Source organism: Stenotrophomonas sp. Sm2128 (genome assembly GCF_030985535.1).
Classification (GTDB): Bacteria; Pseudomonadota; Gammaproteobacteria; order Xanthomonadales; family Xanthomonadaceae; genus Stenotrophomonas; species Stenotrophomonas maltophilia.
This window is the reverse complement of record NZ_JAPTFQ010000006.1, coordinates 39340-57919: the sequence shown is the minus strand read 5'-3', so window position 1 is coordinate 57919 and position 18580 is coordinate 39340. Positions and strand designations below refer to the sequence as shown.

The following is an 18580-nucleotide window of genomic DNA, read 5'->3' as shown; positions in this document are numbered from 1 at the left end:
GGGTTACCGGCGCGGGTTGAGCACGTTGGTGAAGTCAACGTCCTTGGCGACGTAGACGTTCACGATGGTGCCCTGGTTGATGGTGACAGTCGGCGGGCGATTCGAACTGGTGAGGGCTTCGTTGGCGAGACGCTCCATCGTGCGCGCGGTGGCGCTTTCATAGGGCGAACGAACGGCGAAACCATTGCTGGAAACCGTCGTCGACTCTGGGCCATGTTCGGCTGCGGCGTACTTGAAGGCGTCGGCGATCAGGCTGATCATCAACGCCGACGCAATGCGACTACCCCAGTGCGCGCTGTACTGGCCAGGATGACCGGCACCACCCAGCTGATCCACGCCCGGGCTGGACATGGCCACGTCGATGCCATTGGGCGTGGTGATGCGATCCCAGATCACTTCCACGCGCTTGCCCTTGGGACCGCCACCGTACGCACCATAGATCTTGGACCCCTTGGGCAGCAGCAGGCTGCGGCCGTTGATCGAGTAGACCGGCTCGGTCAACAGGCACGACGTATAACCTGCAAGATCGGTGATGATGCGGGTCTCGAGTACACAACGCAGATAGGTGCCACGCACCAGCAGCGCGTCGGGGCTCCGGATGTAGGAAGCATTGGACACATCCTCCACATCAGGCCCGCGGCGCACCTTGGCCGGCGGAGCATTGCCGTTCTGCGCCTGCAGCGCAGCCAACGTGGCCTGCATGTAGGGATCGTCGTTGTCCCCTGCTGCGGCCTGGCCGCCAGCGTCGCCCGTGCCCACGCCTGCGCCACCACTACCGGCAATGCGGCGATCCAGCAGACTCGGGCCACGCTCGACCTCGCGCTCGGGTTCGGCACGAGGAATGAACGTCGGGCCCATCGTTTCCTGCGGCGGTGGCGGCAGCATCGGAATGGGCTCGGCGGCTTCCCGGGCAGCCTCGCGAATCGCGGAGGGTGCAATGATCGGCAGGTCGGGGGTGCTCGAACGTGCAACCTGCGGCGGCGCCTTGGCTTCTTCAGCGTCTTCCTTGCCCTTGCGCAGCAGCAGGAAGCCCATGGCCAGCAACAACACGAGGATGCCGCCGAGGAACAACAGCGCCTTGCGGTTCAAGCGCTGCTCTTCCGCAGAGCGAAGCTGTGGGGCACTGGCATCCAGATCCGGCGCCGCCTCTGCCTGCGCGTGCCCGTAGTAAGGGTTCGCCGATGGCTCCTGAGCCGCAGGCCCCTGTCCGTACGGAGACGGATTCGGATCGTTTTCGGGAGTGTTCTGCTGGCTCATTTCTTCACGTTCCTTCGCAGGCCGACGACGAAGTCGCCGTGGCGGATGACCAGGTACGGGTACGTCCCGTGCACGATCAGCGTATTGCCCTCAACCGTGGTGTTGACCACGAAATCCTCGCCATACTCCTTCTCGCGACCGAATACGGCCGGGAAGATACCGGTCTTGTACTCGGGCGAGTTGGGCAGTTTCAGATAGGTGAAACGGCCATCGTCGTAGGCGTTGACCGGGACCAGCCATCCCATCTTCTTGGCCTTGCTGGTCGAATAGGAGTAGTTGAAGTTGTATTGGCGATCCTTGGCCAGCTCGGTACTGAGCAGCGGCTGCGCCTCCTCCTCGACCGCCGACTGGGCAGGGCCGAACACAGTGTCATTCGGATAGACGAATGCGATCTTGTACTGCACGCCGGCGCGACGGGCCTGCTCAAGCTGGCGCCAGTCGGTGGCAACGACCTTCAGCTCGAAAATGTACGAATGGGTCTCGGTACGCACCATCATGTTGGTGTCGACGTCGACGTTCTTCGGCTTGAGATAGAACACGTTCTCGCGACGGGTGAGTTCCCAGCCGCTGCTGAAGCCGGTGCTGTAGTCGAGGATCTTCTCGTTCGGGCTCAGCTCGATCTGGGTGGTGAGGCCCAGACCGGTGCGAACCGGGTAGATGCGGTCCTTCTCATACTCGTAGTGGTCAACTGCCTGTGCCATCGCCGCGCTGGAAAACACCAGCGACAGCAACGACAGCAGCGCCCACGCGCTTCCCCTGATTTTTCGACTACTCATCGGTTGCTTGCTCCATCAGCATTTCCGGTGGAATGGTTCGGTGCCGGCATCATTGCCGGCTGTCCCGGCGCGCCCTGCCCCGGCATCGGCTGCCCCTGGACCGGCTGCCCCTGCATGGGCGCACCCTGCATCGGCTGCATCTGCCCATTGGCCGGCACTGCGACAGGCTGACCGGTGGCGGGATCGATCATGGTGGCAGCGGCCGGATTGTTCGGAACGTACATGCCCTGCGCCTGCTGCGCGGCGAGCTGTGCCTGTTGCGCGGCATCCTGGGCCTGCTGCTGCATGGCACCGTCATCCGGCACGGGCACCCCGCGCGCATAGTCATTGTCGACACGGTACTCCGTGACCTGGAACGCCAATGGGTTGAGCACGCGGTCCTGTTCGGAGAGCGCCAGATTCTGGTTGTACTGGAAGCGCATGGTGACCAGCTGGTTGTCCAGATAGGTCGACACACCGCTGCGCTTGTCGAGCAGGCTGCGCTGGATGCGCACGGACGCGCCACGGAAGCTGCCGTTCGCCTGCACGCCCAGCGGGGTGATGCTGAGGATCTTGACCCTGATCGCCTTGCCCCGGCCGTACATCACGAACGGATTCTGCGGATTGTTGCTGGCATAGCGCTGCTTCATGCTTGCGGCCACGGCATCACTGGACATGACGAACACCAGCTCCCAGTCGCGCAACCCCATCACCGCGGAGTCGTACGACTCGCGCGCCAGCACGTACTGGGCGACATTGCTGCGGTTGACCGCTTCGTTGGTGGTGATCGTCTCGCCCTGGAACGTGCCCCTCAGGCGCGCCACCGTAGCGGTACCCGTGTAGGCATCGGCCATCACCAGGAACGGCACCTTCTCCTTCAGCGGCAGCATGTAGTAGTAGCCGCCAGCCAGTGCCAGCGACATCAGCAATGAGCCGGTGGCGACCCACCAGGCACGGCGCTCACTGCGACGCGCCATGTCGGCCACGGTGATCTCGTAGCTGACCGCCTTGGCGACCGACTGCTCGACCTTGGGACTATTGCCGGGATCCTTCTTGCGGAACATGGATTCTTCCGTACTGCTGAAACATCAATGGGCGTGGCACCCCTGCGACAGGCGCGGGGAGCGGCACGTTCGATGATTTCGAGGTGGACTCAGGTGCCGCTGTTGGAATCAGCGCCCTGTGCCGACGCGGTCGGCGTCGAGCCAGCGCTCTGCACAACGATCTGGTTGCCAACGATGGAGACGGAGATGCCCTGCGCTGCATAGGCCGCCGTCAGATCGATCACGGCCTGCTGAGCGTTGGTGGTATCGATGTTGGAGACCGCGCCGTACAGGGTGAAGTCCGAGCTCAGGCGGTAATCCAGCGTGCGTCCGGAATCCTTGGCCCAGCGCTCGAGCATGGCTTTGAGCGTGCCATCCATCGGCGAGGCCTGGTAGACGTAACTGGAGTACAGCGGGATCTCGGTGGTTGCCGCAGCAAAGCGGTTCACCGGCTTCCAGCGGCCTCCGAAATCCGGAGCGGACTTGGTGGCGCAACCGGCCACCATCAACGCCGCCACTGCGGCGATGGACATTTTCGCGATAAACGCCTGATTCATACGGGCTTCACTTTGACGTACGAAAAAGCAGTCCCGAGCATTGGTCCCCTGGTCGTCCGGCGCTGCGTCGCGCACGCCGGAATCGGAGCGACGCACTGACTGGCAGCACACCCACTCCGGCTCCCCTGCAGCCAACGGCTGCCAACCAAGTCGCGGGGCCGCCAGACACTGCCGGCGACACACCCGCATACCTCACCAACGTCGAAACCATCCATGTTTCATGGCACAAACTCCTGGCCACCCTGCTCTACAACATCTGCCATCCATCACACATTTCTGAACGGCATGCACAGGGTCGCACAACCACGCGTCAATTCCATGTCAGACAAGTCTGAAAATCTATGAACAAATGCCGAATTCTTGACTCAACTCACGTTTTCACGTCAGTGAATATGAATCTACGTCACAAATTTAACGACGTGAATTAGACGTTAAGCATGGGAACGTCGACTTTCGGCAGCAGCCGCGAGGTGAAGTAGCGATCCTTGTAGTAGCGGATCTTGTCGCATTTCACCGGATGCGGTATGCCCTCGTACAGGAACACTTCCTTGTCCGGCCCCATCGCCTTCAGCTCCTGCGGCAGCATCAGTGCCCGCCGCTCCTCGGTGAAGCTGTGGGTCTTCTCGCGGGCGTGCGTGACGTTCTTCTTGCGGATGGTGGTGTAGCCCAGCATGTCCGAATAGTCGTTGGCGTCCTGCTGCTCGCGCGGCGCGTACAGGATCTGCAGCGCGTGGTTGGTGATGATCGTGCGCGAGACTTCCCGGCCGTAGGTGGCGTCGAGCTGGGACATGCTCTGGATGATCGGCAGCAGGCGGATGTTGTAACCGGCCATGTAGGACACCGCCGAGGCGATGATCTCGACCTTGCCGATCGAGGTGAATTCGTCCATCAGCAGCAGGCACTGGTACTTCAGGTCCGGGTTGGACTTGGGCAGTTCCTTGGTGTTGAGGTTGATCAGCTGGCTGAAGAACAGGTTGATGATCAGCCGGCTCTCGGCCAGCTTGTTCGGCTGGATGCCGATGTAGATGGTCATCTTCTTCTTGCGCACGTCGGTCAGCAGGAAGTCGTTGCTGCTGGTGGCCTTGTCCAGCACCGGGTTGATCCAGGGATTGAGCGGTTCCTTGAAGGTGCCCAGGATCGAGGCGAACGTCTCGTCGGCCTGGGACAGCATGTTGGCGAACGCCGAACGCGCGTTGCCACTGAGGAACGAACGCTCCGACAAGGCCTTGAGGTACTTCTTCAGATCGGTGCCATCGCCGGATGACAACCGGTAGACAGAACCCAGCGTCGGCGTGCCCGAGCCGCCCGGGAAGCCACTGCTGCGCTCGTCGTCCCAGTTTTCGAACAGATACAGGGTGAAGGCCATGAACGCGTTGCGCGCCTGGCTGACCCAGAACTTCTGGTCCTCGGCGCCGTCCGGATACAGCATCGCGGCGATGCTCATCAGGTCCGACACCCGGAATGCCGGATCATCGGAGACATAGCTGAGCGGGTTCCAGCGGTGCGTGCGCCGATCCTCGGCGAAGGGATTGAACAGGTAGATCTCCTGGCCCTGGCTGGCGCGCCAGCCGCTGGTCAGGTCGAAGTTCTCCTGCTTGATGTCCAGCACCACCAGCGATTCGCCGTATTCCAGCAGGTTCGGGATGACCACGCCCACGCCCTTGCCTGAACGGGTGGGTGCCGCAAGAATCACGAACTGCTGGCCATCCAGCCGCACCAGTTTGCCGCCATGGCTGCCGACCACGATGCTCTGGCCGGTCTTCTTGAACATGCCATGCCTGGACAGGTCGGCGCCGGTGGCGAAGCGCGCGTCGCCATGCAGCGAGCGCTTGTCCTTCTTCAGCAGCAGCACCAGACCGGTCACCAGCAGGACCAGCAGCGGCAAGCCGAAGCCCACGTAGCCGGCCCACTTGATCTTGCCCACGAACGGCGCAACCTGCGGTTGGCCGATGGCGTGGTAGTACTGGTAGTACGTGTTCCAGGTGAACAGCTTGGTGTCCAACCCCAGGAACAACAGGGCCAGGTAGCCGGAAAACACGAAACCAAGCAGCAGGGTCGCCAGCGTGACGATGGCGATGAGCAGATACTTCTTACTGGGCAACACCCGAATCCTCCATGATGCGCACGAGGGCGCGACGGCCTAGCGGCGGCGCCAGCGCGACGCCTTCTTCCGCAGGTTGTTTTCGTTCTCCAGCCCGGGCTCTTCGCCCTCTTCACGCACCCGCTGCAACAGCAGTTGGCGCGCTTCGGCCAGTGATACCAGGTCGGTCAGACGATCCCCATCGTCGGCGACGACCGCATGGCCGACCACATCGCCCGGAGCGTACACCGGCTCGTAGGACACTGCTACCAGCTGATAGCGGCCACGGGTTTCCAGCACATGCCTGAATTCCTGCATCGCATTCCTCCTTGTCGGGGCAACACTGCGTCCCCTGCCCCGCCATGATGCCCATCGCAGTGTCATCGGCGTATGCACAAGCGCTACGGTTTCTGCGCGAAACTGTCTGCGGATATCCAAGGAGATTGCAATGGACTGGGTAGCACTTGCACGCACGCTGGCCACCGAGGCCCACACGGGCCAGACGGACAAGGCCGGCCAGCCTTACATCTGCCATGTGGCGCGGGTGGCGGCCGCGGTGCGCGGCGACGATGACGCCGAAGTGGTGGCCTGGCTGCATGACGTAGCCGAAGACTGCCCGGCGTTTGCCGCACGGATCGAGGTCTTTCCCGCCCCGCTGCGCGAGGCGGTGCACCTGCTCAACCGCGACGCGGCCCCCGACGCGGACAGCTACTACGCGCGCATTGCCGCCCACCCGCTGGCACTAAAGGTGAAGCAGGCCGATCTGGATGACAACGCCGATCCGCAGCGCCTGGCGATGCTCGACGCGGCGACGGCCGGGCGCCTGCGCGGCAAGTATGCGCACGCCCGGGCAGCGCTGGGCCTCTGATCGCGCCGCGCGATGGCGGGTGGGCGAACGTGTCACCGATCAAACGCTGATTTACCCTGAGTGCTGCTGCCCTTGTTGCGGTGCAGCAGTACAATGACCGGCTCCCCGCCCCCATCGCGCCCCGCATGAGCCCCAACTCTTCCCTGGCTGCGCGGCTGACGCCCCGTCAGCGCACCCTGATCATCCTTGCCCTGTCGCTGGGCGGCTTCGCCATCGGCACCAGTGAATTCGCCAGCATGGGCCTGATGCTGGAGATCAGCCGCGGCCTGTCGATTTCCGAAACCCAGGTCGGCCACCTGATCAGCGCCTACGCCATCGGCGTGGTCGTCGGCGCCCCGATCCTCGCCTTCGTCGGCGCCAGCTTCCCTCGCCGCAAGCTGCTGCTGGCACTGATGGGCTTCTATGCCGTCGGCAACCTGGCCAGCGCACTGGCACCGAACTACGGCACGATGCTCATTGCGCGTTTCGTCGCCGGCCTGCCGCATGGCGCCTACTTCGGCGTGGCGATGCTGGTGGCCGCCGCGATCAGCCCGGCCGGCCAGCGCGGCCAGGCGATGTCGCGCGTGTTGCTGGGCCTGTCGATCGCGATCCTGGTCGGCAATCCGCTGACCACCTGGCTGGGCCAGCAGCTGAGCTGGCGCACCGCCTTTGCCCTGGTCAGCGTGCTGGCCATCGCCACCGTGGCGATGATCGCGCGCTTCCTGCTGCCGGACCCGGACGAGGTCCGTACCTCGCCGATGCGCGAACTGCGCGCCTTCAACACCACCCAGGTGTGGCTGGCGCTGGCGATCGGCGCCGTTGGCTTCGCCGGCATGTTCTGTGTGTTCACCTACCTGGCACCGACCCTGGTGCAGGTCACCGGCGTGGCCGAATCGTGGATGCCGCTGGCGGTGGGCGTGTTCGGCATCGGCGCGATCATCGGCAACATCGCCGGTGGCTGGCTGGTCGACAAGTTCCACTTCAAGGCCGCCGCCGTGGTGCTGCTGTGGTCGATCGTGATGCTGCTGCTGTATCCGCTGGCCGCGCAGTCGGTGTGGACGATCGGTCCGATGATCATTACCGTCGGCACCATGGGCGCGCTGGCGGCAGTGCTGCAGACGCGCCTGATGGACGTGGCCGGCGAAGCACAGACCCTGGCCGCCGCCTCCAACCATGCCGCCTTCAATACCGCCAATGCGCTGGGGCCGTGGCTGGGCGGCATGGCGATCAGTGCCGGCTTCAGCCCGGCCAGCACCGGCTATGTCGGTGCCGCCACCGCCATCGGCGGCCTGCTGCTGTGGTGCGTGGCGGTGATGCTGGACAAGAAGCGCAAGACAGCCGGCGTGGGCAGTCACTGACCTTCGCGCCGGATCGTCAGCTGCTGCCCGCGCGGCGGCGGCGATCCGGCCGCAGCAACGCCGTATCGCCGGCCGCAAGTGTCGGGCGCGCCAGCTCACCGCGCTTGACGCGCTCCAGCACCCGCCGCGAGTTGGCCGCGCAGTCGATGCCCTCCGGCCGCGCCTGGATGTCCTCGATCAGGGCCAGCAGGTGCGCCCGGCTCTCTGCCAGCCGCAACTGCAGCGCCTCGATGTCGGCCACCTTCTGCTGCAGCATCGAGATCAATGCGTCGTGCTGCCACTGGCCCATGTCCGGTGGCAGCAAGGCGCGTATCTCCTCCAGGCTGAAGCCGGCGCGCTGCGCACCGGTAATCAGCTCCAGCAGCAGCACCGCCTGCTCCGGGTAGTCGCGGTAGCCGTTGGCCTGCCGCTGGACGACCAGCAACCCTGCCTCCTCATAGAAGCGGATGCGTGACGCCGCCAGGCCCGTGCGGCGGGCCAGCTCACCGATCTTCATCTGCCTGAATCCTCGACATCGGAACCCATTGACCTTCAATAAAGCTTGAAGGTTAGCGTAGCGCCATTCCCCTGTCCTGGAGCTGTCCCATGTCGCTGTTCTCGCCCCTGGCGCTGCCTTCCGGCGCCCTCATCCGCAACCGCATCGCCAAGGCGGCGATGGAGGAGAACATGGCCGACGCCGACCACGCCCCCTCCGAAGCGCTGCTGCAGTTGTACCAGCGCTGGGCCGACGGCGGCGCCGGACTGATCATCACCGGCAACGTGATGGTTGATGGCCGCGCCATGACCGGCCCCGGCGGCGTGGTGCTGGAGGACGATCGCCACCTGGAGCGTTTCATCGCCTGGGCCGACGCCGCGCGCTCGCGCGGGGTGCAGATGTGGATGCAGATCAACCACCCCGGGCGGCAGATGCCGGCCGCGCTCGGCCAGCCGGCATTGGCTCCTTCGGCGGTCCCCTTGGACATGGGCGCACTGTCCAAACAGTTCGCGCCGCCGCGGGCGATGACCGAGGCGGATATTGAAGACGTGATCGCCCGCTTCATCCGCAGTGCCGAGCTGGCCGAGCGCGCCGGTTTCAGCGGCGTGGAGATCCATGCCGCGCACGGCTACCTGCTCAGCCAGTTCCTGTCGCCGCTGTCGAACCGCCGCGATGACCGCTGGGGTGGCAGCCTGCAGAACCGTGCACGCCTGCTGCTGGAGATCGTGCAGGGTGTGCGCGCGGCGGTGGCGCCCACGTTCGTGGTGGCGGTGAAGCTCAACTCCGCCGACTTCCAGCGGGGTGGCTTCTCGCCCGAGGACGCGCGCGACGTGGTCGAGATGCTGGCGCCCCTCGGCGTGGATCTGGTCGAACTGTCTGGCGGCAGCTATGAAGCACCGGCCATGACCGGCGCCGCACGCGACCAGCGCAGCGTGGCCCGCGAAGCGTACTTCCTCGAATTCGCGCGCGAGATCGCCACGGTGGCAACGATGCCGCTGATGGTCACCGGCGGCATCCGCCGCCGAGAAGTGGCAGAGCAGGTGCTGGCCAGCGGCGTGGCCATGATCGGCATCGCCACGGCGCTGGCGATCAAGCCGGATCTGCCGCAGCACTGGCAGCAGGGCCGCGATCCGGTGCCGACACTGCGCAACATCAACTGGCGCAGCAAGCCGCTGGCGGCCAGTGCGCACATGGCCGCAGTGAAGTATCAGCTGGGCCGGTTGAGCCGGCACCGCCCCACCGCACCCACGATTTCACCGGTATGGGCCCTGCTGCTGGCACAGGCGGCCGCAAAGTGTCGGACCCGCCGCTACCGGCGCTGGATCGGCGCCCGCGCCCTCGCACACTGAGCCGCGCGGTCTTCTCATCGCCGCAGCGATGCTCCACCATCTGCAGGATCGGCGGCAGTTCCGCCGCCGGTCGCAGCATGGAGACGGAACCCACGTGGCAGCAGGATCGACCAGGAACCGGGAGAAGCTGCTCGATGACCTGCTCTCGCTGGGCCGTAACTGGGCGCTGGCGATCGCCATCGCAGGTGCCGGGGCAGCAGTTCACTACAGCGAGTCGGTGTACGAAGCAGGACTCTGGCGAGGCCTGCTGCCTACCATCTGCTTCCTGGTCGCGATCATCTGGATCGTGCTCAGCATCATCCGCTTCGACCTGACCCTCCAGCAGCACTTCGAGCGCAAGCGCACGCGCTGGCTCAGCCGCCTGCTCTATGTCGTGCTGCTGGGTACCGGCATCACCGCCGTGTTCTTCGTGACCGAACTGGCGTCCAACAACCACATCGCAAGGATGTGCGACGCCGTGGCCAACGAACCGGCCAGCCGGATCCACCGGTCCGCCGAGTGCCAGCGCCTGTACCAGCATCGGGCGGCGTACCGGCAGCGGTTGGAATCGGCCGAGGGCGAGTTCGACTGAGCAGATGCATGGGCGAAGGCGCACGAGGACTCACACAGGGGTCCAGCAAGGGTGGATTCGAAATAGTTGTATGGACTTCATTGCAACGCGACGCCACGCTTTCTTGCCAGAATGCCGTGATCGAACGCAGTCCATGAAGTCACCCACCGCCCGCTCCCGTCTCCCCGCCCGGCCGCGGAAAATCGGCAGCGAAGTACGCATCTTCAGGCGCTATCACCAGTACGCCATCGTTGCCGCCGGAGCCGGACCACTGGCAATACTCCTGTTTGCCGTCGCACCCGAACTTGGGCCGCTTCCGGCACTGGGCGCGGCAGCGATTTTCACGCTGTCGCCGCTGATCCTCGGCTTCGTTGTCTATTCCCCACAACGGGACCGGGTGGTACTGGAACAGGATCGTCTGGTATTCCAGCACCGTCCTCCTCTCCCGTTCAAGCAGATCCGGTCCTACAACCTGGACGATCATGTCGATCTGATCCTGATCGATGGACCGAGCGTGCTGCTGCAGCGCACGCGGGCATCGATGCATGATTTCCCAACCTTCCGGGACGCACTGGCAGAGGCGCTCGCAGATCGGCCCGCCAACGCTGCCGCGGCTCCGCAACGTCGCCACTTCTTCGGTGCCTGGCCCGCACGCGTTTGGGGTGCGGGCCTGTTGCTGGCGACGGCGGCACTGGTGATCACGGGCGTACTGCATGGCTGGCCGTTGTACAAAGCACCGATCCTTGGGATCGTGCCCGTGGTGGGCATTGGGCTATTGCTGTCGCGCCGCCGTCACTGATCACGCCGTCGGCGAAGTACACATGGCGTGGATGTGTATTCGGGCACAGTACGCGCGCCGCTCACGCTTGGAACCATCCAGCCACCATGCTCCACGCGCCTGCCCCCGCACATCACGATGCCATCGCCCTGCAGGCGGGCGTGCTCGGCAGCGTGTTGGGCGTGGCTCTGTACAAGGCCATCGCGTTGTCGGCGCTGGCGACCGGATCCTTGATCGTGATCGGGCTGTGGCTGCTGGCCTGCGCGCTGCTGGCTGCCTGGGCACTGGCCGCCTGCCTGGCCTGCCTTGCGCTGAGCCGGCGCGTATTCGTGCTGATGCTGGCGCTGAGCATGATCCTGATGATCTGCGTCGCCTGACAGCAGCAGGCGCCGGACTATCGCGCATCTGTTACAAAATAACAAGTGCGGTTGGACGGATTGCTCGTGCCCGGGGTCACGGATTTGAATTCCATGGCCAGCCCGGCACCACCCGAGACCTCCCCATGATCCTGCAGCCCCTGCTTCGCGCCTCCCTCACCGCCTTTGCCCTGGCCACGCTCAGCGCCTGTGCCACGTATGACGACAGCAACATGCACCAGGCCTGCCAGGAGTCGCCGCATCTGAAGGACCTGCCGCCCGAAGTGGCTGCCCGCGAGAGCCGCTGCAACAAGAGCATGGAAGTGTGGTCGAGCGAGCGCAAGGGCAGTGACAGGCCGATCGACCTGAGCGGCAAGAAGAAGGATCTCTGAGCCGCCGGGCATCTTGATCGTTCCAATGCATGCGGATGACCAGCCCGTCACGATCGGGGGGGCAGGATAAGGCCTCCCCATCACGACGACTTTCCCGATGCCGGCCACTGGTCACCCTGTCATCCATGCCTTTGAAGCTGTGTTCGACCTGTCTGGCGGGGTGGAGCGCATTACGGCGCTCACTGTCATCTGCCGGCATTGCTCTGAAACCCGCTCGGCCAGCGAAGACAATCTGGTCCAGCTGCCGGGCGGCGCCTTGTTCCGCTGCGACGGATGCGGCAGTCATCAGGCGGTGAGCCATGCGCGGGTTGCCGATTGGCAGGTGAATTCGCTTCTGGGTGCCTGAGGCTGCAATACGACGGTGCCACGACGCAGGCTGTTGGCGCAGGGATGATGGTGCAGTCAGAGGGCGCCCCGTGAGTCACCTCGTGCGCCGCGCAGGGCCGATGACAGCCAGGGCAAAGGAGCTGTGCAGGGCGCAATGACATCACCTCGGCTAAGCTGCGGCACCTTTCTTCGCGCACGGCCATGCATCCCTTCCCCCTTCCTGTCTCGGCACCCGATCAACTCGCCTACCGACTGCTGCAGGACAGCGACTGGGCCCGTTCCGCCGACGCGATCAACGCTCCTCCCGAACTTCGCGCTCTGCTGGCGATGATCCTGGATTCTCCGGAGCCTCTGTGGATCGCATGGGGCCACGACAACAAGGCGTTCTTCTTCAACGATGCCTACCTGCCGATGCTGGGCGGCAAGCTGCACGGCGCCATGGGCAGCCGATTGGAAGACGTCTGGGCGGACGTCTGGGCCGACGTCGTCGATGCTGTCAACGACGCCTTCGGCGGTACAAGCCGCAGTTTCAAGAACATGCCGTTGATGATGGACCGTGATGGCACGTTGCGCGAGACATTCTGGACGTTCTCCTACTCGCCGCTGCGTGCCGGTTGCGGAGGCGTGGCCGGCATCATCTGCATGGTCAGCGAGCAGACCGAGCGGGTGATCGAACGCGACCGGCACACCCGCCAGGTGGCGGCCATCACCGAGCAGGCACGCGAGGCCCATCTTGAACTGGTACGCGCCCGCGAACAGCTGCGGCAGTCGCAGAAGCTGGAGGCCATCGGCCAGCTGACCGGCGGCGTTGCCCACGACTTCAACAATCTGCTGCAGGTCATCACCGGTTCCGTGGACATGCTGCTGCATACCTGGCCGGCCGAAGATGCGCGCCTGCGCTATGTACAGGCGATCGAAACCGCCGCTGACCGCGCCACTCGCCTGACCGCCCAGCTTCTGGCGTTCTCGCGCAGGCAGAGCCTGTCGCCGCAGGTATTCGACCTCTGCGAGAGCGTACGCGCGCTTTCAGACATCATCACCACAGTGCTGGGTGCACGCATCTCCGTGTCGGTGAACCTGCCCGACGCCCCGTTGCCGGTGCTGCTGGACCGGACCCAGCTCGACACCGCACTGATCAACATCGCGGTGAACGCGCGCGACGCCATTGACGGCCACGGCAAGGTGACGATCGATGTGGAACAGCTGACATCGGTGCCTTCCGTACGGTTCGCGGCGCCGATGAAAGGCAACTTCGCTGCGATCAGCGTCAGCGACACCGGTGCCGGTATCGATCCGTCCGTGGTGGACCGGATCTTCGAGCCATTCTTCACCACCAAGGGAGTGGGCGCGGGCACCGGGCTTGGCCTCAGCCAGGTGTTCGGCTTCGTCAAGCAGTCCGAGGGCGAAGTGGACGTACAGAGCCAGGCCGGTGTCGGTACGCGCTTCACGCTGTATCTGCCGCTGGCGCAGGCAAACGCCTCCATCGAGCTGCCGACCGCGCAACCGGGATTGCTGCATGGTCACGGATTGTGCGTACTGGTGGTGGAAGACAATGTGGATGTGGCCGAATTTGCAGTCGGTGCGCTGCGCGAGCTTGAGTACAACGTCGTACTCGCGCGCAATGCCGACGAAGCACTGGCGGAGCTCGAGCGCGACGCTGCGCGTTTCCACGTGGTGTTCAGCGACGTGGTCATGCCCGGGACCAATGGGCTGGATCTGGCCCGCACCATCCGCAGCCGCCTGCCCGATCTTCCGATCATCCTCACCAGTGGCTACAGCGAACTGCTGGCCCGCGATCCAGGCCACGGTTTCACGCTGCTGCGCAAGCCCTACTCACTGAAGCAGCTGGCCTCGGTGATGACCGAGGCCAGCTGTCGCTCGCAGACGATGGTGACTGCGCATTAGCCGGCAGAACACCGGGTCGGACCGGTCCAGGAAGCAAGCGCTGAATCGAGGCCGGACATATCCCCTTGCGTGCCACAGGCCCAGGCAACGATGCCATCCGGGCGCACCAGCACCGCCCCCAGGCCCGATGTCGCATCCCCAGTATCTGCAGCGCAGGCGATGGAAGGCTGCCAGCGTTGGCCATGCTGCGGCGGCGAAGACGCCGGGTCGAAAACAAGCAGCGCCCCCTGCCCCGCTCTCAGCAGTTCGCCCAGGCGGCGGCCATCGACCAACCGGAAATCCGGCGCGCTCCTGCCGACCAGCGGGTGGTCTCCGTCAAGATCCAGCTGCTGCGAAACACCCCAGATCCGCTCGGCCAGATACGTGGCCCCATCGCGGGTGCCGGCCAGGTCGGCCATGATCGCTGCCAGTGCGCGCGAACCGGGCCCGGGTCGCATCAGCGCAACCTGCGCGCGCGACCAGTCCAGCACCTTGGCGCCCACCGGATGGCGCTCAGCCTGATAGCTGTCCAGCAGCGCCTCATCGGCCTTGCCCCGCGCCACGGCGGCCAGCTTCCAACCGAGGTTCATCGCATCGCCGATGCCGAGGTTCAGTCCCTGGCCGCCCAACGGCGAATGCATGTGCGCGGCATCACCCGCCAACAGCACACGTCCGCTGCGATAGGCCGTCGCCTGGCGCGCAGCATCGGTCCATGTCGTGGCCAGGTGCAATGCAGTGATCGTTGCCTCGCGGCCAGACACCCGCCGCAGCAACGCTTGCGCGGTGAGCCGGTCCAGTGGCGTGCGATGGCCGGCGCCACCATCGAAATCGGCCAGCGCCAGCATGCCTGGCGGGTTGAAATTGCACATCCCGTGATCGGTGAACTGTCGGCCTGGTGTGAGTACACACCCATCTGCCAGTTCGACCAGCAGCGTGTAACCGGTGAACTCTGGCCCGGTTCCAGCGAAGAGGAAGCCCGATTGCTTGCGTACCGTGCTGCGGGCCCCATCACAACCGACCAGCCAGCGGCCGTGGACCCTGCCGGAGCCGGTGTGCACGGCAACCTGCGCCTCGTGCGCATCCACCGCCTGCACCGCACGCCCGCGTTCGATGCGCACGCCCAGCGCAGTCGCACGTTCGGCGAACACCGCTTCCAGGGCCTGCAACTCCACCGCCATCTGGGTGCCCGCCGGTGTCGGCAGGCGCCAGCTCCAGCGCGCCTGGTCCACATCGTCCAGTGCAAATGGAATGCCCGCGAAGTGCCCACCCAGCGCACGCGGCTGCGCCAGCCAATGGGCGGTGCCGGGCGGCGGCGCGCCCTTCTCGGGCTTGAGCACCTGCGTCGCGGCGACCGCGTCCAACAGGCCGCGCCGATCCAGCGCCTCCAGCGTGGGGGCGTTAAGGCCGCGCAGCCCGAATGGCAGGCGCTTCAACGGCGAACCGGCGGACCCGGCCTGTTCCAGCACCAGCACCGAACACCCGGCCAGGGCCAGTTCGCAGGACAGGAACAGGCCAACCGGGCCAGCACCGGCAATGACGACGTCGTACAGCATCGAGATTCCTTGTGAGCGCCGGGTCGGCGCTCTGGCGGATCAAATGTTACACTCGGTGTACGTTTTCACAAGTGAACCGCCCATGACCCCGCCTCCTGGCCGCCGCGAACAACGCAAGGCCGTGACCAGACAAACGATTTCGGACGTCGCCACCGAGCTGATCATCCGGCGCGGCTTCGAGGCCGTCTCCATGTCCGAGATCGCCGAAGCCGCGGGCGTCTCACGCAAGACGGTCTTCAACTACTTCGCCAGCAAGGAAGACCTGGTGTTCGACCGGGATGAGGAGGCGCGCACGCTGTTGCGCGAGGGCATGATGGCGCGCAGCGGCCTGACCCCGCTCGCGGCCTTCCAGTCGCTCGTTCGTGAGTTGCTGGAGGCTGGCCATCCGCTGCTGCGCATCAATGCCGGCGCTGTCGCCTTCTGGGGCACCGTGGCGGAGAGCCCGGTACTGGTCGCGCACGCGCGACGGCTGCAGGCGCAGTTGACTGACGATCTGGCGCGATTGATGGCCCACGCTGTCGGCCGGCCCGAACATGACGCCGAAGCGCGACTGGGCGCGGCCATGCTGCTGGCGTCGATGGTGGCGGCCTATGAGAAAGGACTGGCAAGCCAGCTGCAGGGCGAGGACCCGCGTGAGGCCATGCGGCAGCTGATCGTGCGCGGTGCCACCGGGGTACTGGTGGCCTTGGCGGGCACCCCGTATACGGACCCCGGCGCGCGTCCATAGCGCATCCGGGGAATAGGCGTCGAAGTATCGCAAATGCTAATCTTTCTCATTTGCAGACACGTGACCCTCCCCAATGCCCCTGCCCATGCCCCTGCAACGCACCCTGTGCCTGGCACTGACCCTGCACGTGGCGACCCTTGCGCATGCAGCTGAGTCCTCCGCTGCCGCACCCAAGGATCTGGACAAAGTCGAAGTCCGCGGACGCGCACAGACACTGTATCGGGTAGACGATGCCGCGGTCGGCACCCGCACCGATACGCCCCTGGAGCTGGTCCCACAGTCGATCCAGGTCATCCCGCGTGAACTGATCGACGACCAGGCCGCGCGCCAGGTGACCGACCTCTATCGCAGCATCAGCGGCATCAGCTATTTCAGCTATGCCGGGGTGACCCTGCGCGGCTTCCGCCAGGAGAACGTGCTGTATGACGGCCTGCGCGGCGACCCGTACGCAGGATTTTCGGTGCCGCAACTGTTCAACATCGAGCGCGTGGAAGTGCTGAAGGGGCCGGCAGGCGCGCTGTATGGCGGGGGTGATGCGGGCGGTGTCATCAACTACGTGACCCGCAAGCCGAAAGCCAGCGCCGAACGCCGCATCGAGGTCCAGCTCGGCGACAAGGACTTCCTTGCCGGATCGATCGAGGGTACCGGGCCATTGAATGCCATCGGCAGCGTACGCTATCGCGCCGGGATCTATGCCGACAGTGAACAGGGCGTGCGCTGGAACACCGACAGCGAGAGCGTGATCGGCGACGCCTCGCTGGCCTTCGACGTTGGCCAGACCGGCGAGCTGGTGCTGCAGTTCACCGACATCACCCAGAACCTTGGCGGCAACCGCCTGCGTGGCGTGCCGGTCAACGATGCAGGCACGTTCCTGACCGACCGCCGCTGGAACCACAACGAGGCCAGCGACTTCCTCGACATGCGCGCCAAAGTGGCGCTGGCGCAGTACCGTTTCGCGCCGAGCGACACTCTGGACCTGGACTTCGCCGCCCGCTGGTTCAGCAACAACGAACACCAGATGTACCACGAGCCGATGGGCCTGATCGATCGTGACCGCGATGGCGTGGCCGAGTGGATGACCCGCCAGCTGCGCAACCAGATACGCGACAACGAAGCATTCACTGCCAACGGCAATGCCGTCTGGCGGGTGGCCACCGGCACGGTTGAGCACAAGGTGCTGTTCGGCGCCGATGTGTACCAGCTGGATGCGGATTTCACCGCACAGACCGCGAACAGCGCTGACCTTGCGCGTGGCGCCGGGCCGGTGCGCGGCATCGACCTGTTCAATCCCGTGTACGGCGCCAGTACCTGGCACGACTACAACCTGGCGGCCCTGCCCTGGCGCAGCACATCCACCCGCAGCAAGCGCCATGGCGGCTACCTGCAGGACGAACTGGTACTGGGCCCGCGCTGGCATTTGCTGGCCGGGGTGCGCTGGGATGGCTTCAAGGATGAGGATCGCATCACTGGCAACAGTGTGGATGGCAACGATCTCAGCTGGCGGCTGGGCAGCACGTTCACCGTGCGCGAGGGCCTGAACGTCTACGCCAACGTCGCCAGTGGTTTCGTGCCGCAGAGTGCCGCCAACCAGAACCCGGCCGCTGGCGGACCGTTCGATGCCGAGCGCAGCAAGCAGTGGGAAGTAGGCATGAAGTCGCTGCTGGCCGACCGTGTGGCCTTGAACATGGCGGCCTACCGGATCGACCGCAGCAACATCGTGCAGGCCACCGGCGAGGTGATCGGTGGCGTGAACCAGTTGGCCGCGCTGGGCCTGGTACGCAGCACCGGCATGGAGCTTGACCTGCTGGCCGACCTCAGCGAGCGCTGGGTGCTGAATCTGACGTACGCCTACAACGATGCGCGGGTGAAGGACGCCGGACCGAATGGCATCACCAACGCCTCAGGCGACCGATTCGCCAATGCGCCGCGCAACAAGCTGGGGTTGTGGACGCGTTATGACCTGCCGGCGATCAACTCCGCCATCGGCTTTGGCGCGGATCACGTCGGCGAACGCGTCAGCCTGGATGGGCAGACGGTCAAGGCCTACACCGTGTTCGACGTGAGCTGGAAGACCACGTGGAGGCAGTGGCAGTTCCAGGCCAACGTCAAGAACCTGTTCGACAAGGTGTACGCGGCCAGTGGCTTCATTGAACGCAACGGGCATTTCCCCGGAGATCCACGGCGGGTGTATGTGCAGGCGGCCTACAGCTTCTGACCGGAAGCACGTGTAGCGCTGATCCACTGCCGGCAAGCAGATCGTTGCCTGGCACTGGTCCACGCGTGTCCGAAACC

Annotated in this window: 19 protein-coding genes; 11 read left to right on the top strand and 8 right to left on the bottom strand. The window is 65.1% G+C overall.

Features of this window, described 5'->3' with window-relative positions; all coding sequences use genetic code 11:
* Nucleotides 1-3: 3 nt before the first annotated feature.
* From O0K41_RS03360 to O0K41_RS03335, 6 genes are all read right to left on the bottom strand, one after another.
* Nucleotides 4-1257, bottom strand: a complete 1254-nt coding sequence (locus tag O0K41_RS03360; RefSeq protein WP_012480643.1) for a TrbI/VirB10 family protein — start codon at nt 1255-1257, stop codon at nt 4-6.
* Nucleotides 1254-2033: a TrbG/VirB9 family P-type conjugative transfer protein gene (locus O0K41_RS03355; protein ID WP_012480644.1), complete on the bottom strand. Its 780-nt coding sequence runs from the start codon at nt 2031-2033 to the stop codon at nt 1254-1256. Before O0K41_RS03355 ends, O0K41_RS03360 begins: the two co-directional genes overlap by 4 nt.
* Nucleotides 2030-3076, bottom strand: a complete 1047-nt coding sequence (locus tag O0K41_RS03350; RefSeq protein WP_012480645.1) for a type IV secretion system protein — start codon at nt 3074-3076, stop codon at nt 2030-2032. The genes O0K41_RS03355 and O0K41_RS03350 overlap by 4 nt, the downstream gene beginning before the upstream one ends.
* A gap of 89 nt (nt 3077-3165) precedes the next feature.
* Nucleotides 3166-3612 carry a hypothetical protein gene (locus O0K41_RS03345; protein ID WP_012480646.1) on the bottom strand — a complete coding sequence of 149 codons (447 nt, stop codon included), beginning with the start codon at nt 3610-3612 and terminating at the stop codon, nt 3166-3168.
* A 424-nt stretch (nt 3613-4036) separates the two neighbouring features.
* Nucleotides 4037-5716 (bottom strand): type IV secretory system conjugative DNA transfer family protein, encoded by a 1680-nt coding sequence (locus O0K41_RS03340; protein ID WP_049449080.1) that lies wholly within the window; start codon nt 5714-5716, stop codon nt 4037-4039.
* Between the two features lie 36 nt (nt 5717-5752).
* A complete protein-coding gene (locus O0K41_RS03335; RefSeq protein WP_005410128.1) occupies nt 5753-6010 on the bottom strand; it encodes a hypothetical protein in 258 nt (85 codons plus the stop codon).
* Between the two features lie 130 nt (nt 6011-6140).
* Between O0K41_RS03335 and O0K41_RS03330 the strand changes: the two genes are divergently transcribed.
* Both O0K41_RS03330 and O0K41_RS03325 read left to right on the top strand, forming a co-directional pair.
* Entirely contained in the window at nt 6141-6560 is a 420-nt protein-coding gene (locus O0K41_RS03330) for an HD domain-containing protein (protein ID WP_049449078.1), read from the top strand.
* A 125-nt stretch (nt 6561-6685) separates the two neighbouring features.
* Complete coding sequence (locus O0K41_RS03325) at nt 6686-7897, top strand: MFS transporter (protein WP_049449076.1); 1212 nt, start codon at nt 6686-6688, stop codon at nt 7895-7897.
* Between the two features lie 16 nt (nt 7898-7913).
* On the opposite strand, the gene O0K41_RS03320 is transcribed toward O0K41_RS03325, so the two are convergent.
* Nucleotides 7914-8393 carry a MerR family transcriptional regulator gene (locus O0K41_RS03320; RefSeq protein WP_005410131.1) on the bottom strand — a complete coding sequence of 160 codons (480 nt, stop codon included), beginning with the start codon at nt 8391-8393 and terminating at the stop codon, nt 7914-7916.
* Between the two features lie 89 nt (nt 8394-8482).
* Here O0K41_RS03320 and O0K41_RS03315 point away from each other — a divergent pair, with 89 nt between their 5' ends.
* The 7 genes from O0K41_RS03315 to O0K41_RS03285 all read left to right on the top strand — a co-directional run bounded on the left by O0K41_RS03315 (nt 8483) and on the right by O0K41_RS03285 (nt 14029).
* A complete protein-coding gene (locus tag O0K41_RS03315) occupies nt 8483-9721 on the top strand; it encodes an NADH:flavin oxidoreductase/NADH oxidase family protein (protein ID WP_088436596.1) in 1239 nt (412 codons plus the stop codon).
* Between the two features lie 94 nt (nt 9722-9815).
* The gene (locus O0K41_RS03310; RefSeq protein ID WP_005413845.1) at nt 9816-10292 is read left to right on the top strand and encodes a hypothetical protein; all 477 of its coding nucleotides are present in this window, start codon (nt 9816-9818) and stop codon (nt 10290-10292) included.
* A 133-nt stretch (nt 10293-10425) separates the two neighbouring features.
* On the top strand, nt 10426-11070 hold the full coding sequence (locus O0K41_RS03305; RefSeq protein ID WP_012480650.1) for a hypothetical protein: 645 nt from the start codon (nt 10426-10428) through the stop codon (nt 11068-11070).
* An 86-nt stretch (nt 11071-11156) separates the two neighbouring features.
* Nucleotides 11157-11426 carry a hypothetical protein gene (locus O0K41_RS03300; RefSeq protein WP_005410135.1) on the top strand — a complete coding sequence of 90 codons (270 nt, stop codon included), beginning with the start codon at nt 11157-11159 and terminating at the stop codon, nt 11424-11426.
* A gap of 125 nt (nt 11427-11551) precedes the next feature.
* Nucleotides 11552-11797 (top strand): hypothetical protein, encoded by a 246-nt coding sequence (locus O0K41_RS03295; RefSeq protein ID WP_024958240.1) that lies wholly within the window; start codon nt 11552-11554, stop codon nt 11795-11797.
* Between the two features lie 97 nt (nt 11798-11894).
* Nucleotides 11895-12143, top strand: a complete 249-nt coding sequence (locus O0K41_RS03290; RefSeq protein ID WP_049449074.1) for a hypothetical protein — start codon at nt 11895-11897, stop codon at nt 12141-12143.
* 182 nt (nt 12144-12325) lie between these two features.
* On the top strand, nt 12326-14029 hold the full coding sequence (locus O0K41_RS03285; RefSeq protein WP_123958717.1) for a PAS domain-containing sensor histidine kinase: 1704 nt from the start codon (nt 12326-12328) through the stop codon (nt 14027-14029).
* Here O0K41_RS03285 and O0K41_RS03280 read toward each other — a convergent pair.
* Nucleotides 14026-15561 carry an FAD-dependent monooxygenase gene (locus O0K41_RS03280; RefSeq protein ID WP_123958718.1) on the bottom strand — a complete coding sequence of 512 codons (1536 nt, stop codon included), beginning with the start codon at nt 15559-15561 and terminating at the stop codon, nt 14026-14028. The two genes, O0K41_RS03285 and O0K41_RS03280, sit on opposite strands and share 4 nt — an antisense overlap.
* Before the next feature lie 82 nt (nt 15562-15643).
* Between O0K41_RS03280 and O0K41_RS03275 the strand changes: the two genes are divergently transcribed.
* Together O0K41_RS03275 and O0K41_RS03270 are read left to right on the top strand one after the other, a co-directional pair.
* Nucleotides 15644-16288, top strand: a complete 645-nt coding sequence (locus O0K41_RS03275) for a TetR/AcrR family transcriptional regulator (RefSeq protein ID WP_005413851.1) — start codon at nt 15644-15646, stop codon at nt 16286-16288.
* A 73-nt stretch (nt 16289-16361) separates the two neighbouring features.
* The gene (locus tag O0K41_RS03270; RefSeq protein ID WP_088436591.1) at nt 16362-18503 is read left to right on the top strand and encodes a TonB-dependent receptor; all 2142 of its coding nucleotides are present in this window, start codon (nt 16362-16364) and stop codon (nt 18501-18503) included.
* Nucleotides 18504-18580 lie beyond the last annotated feature (77 nt).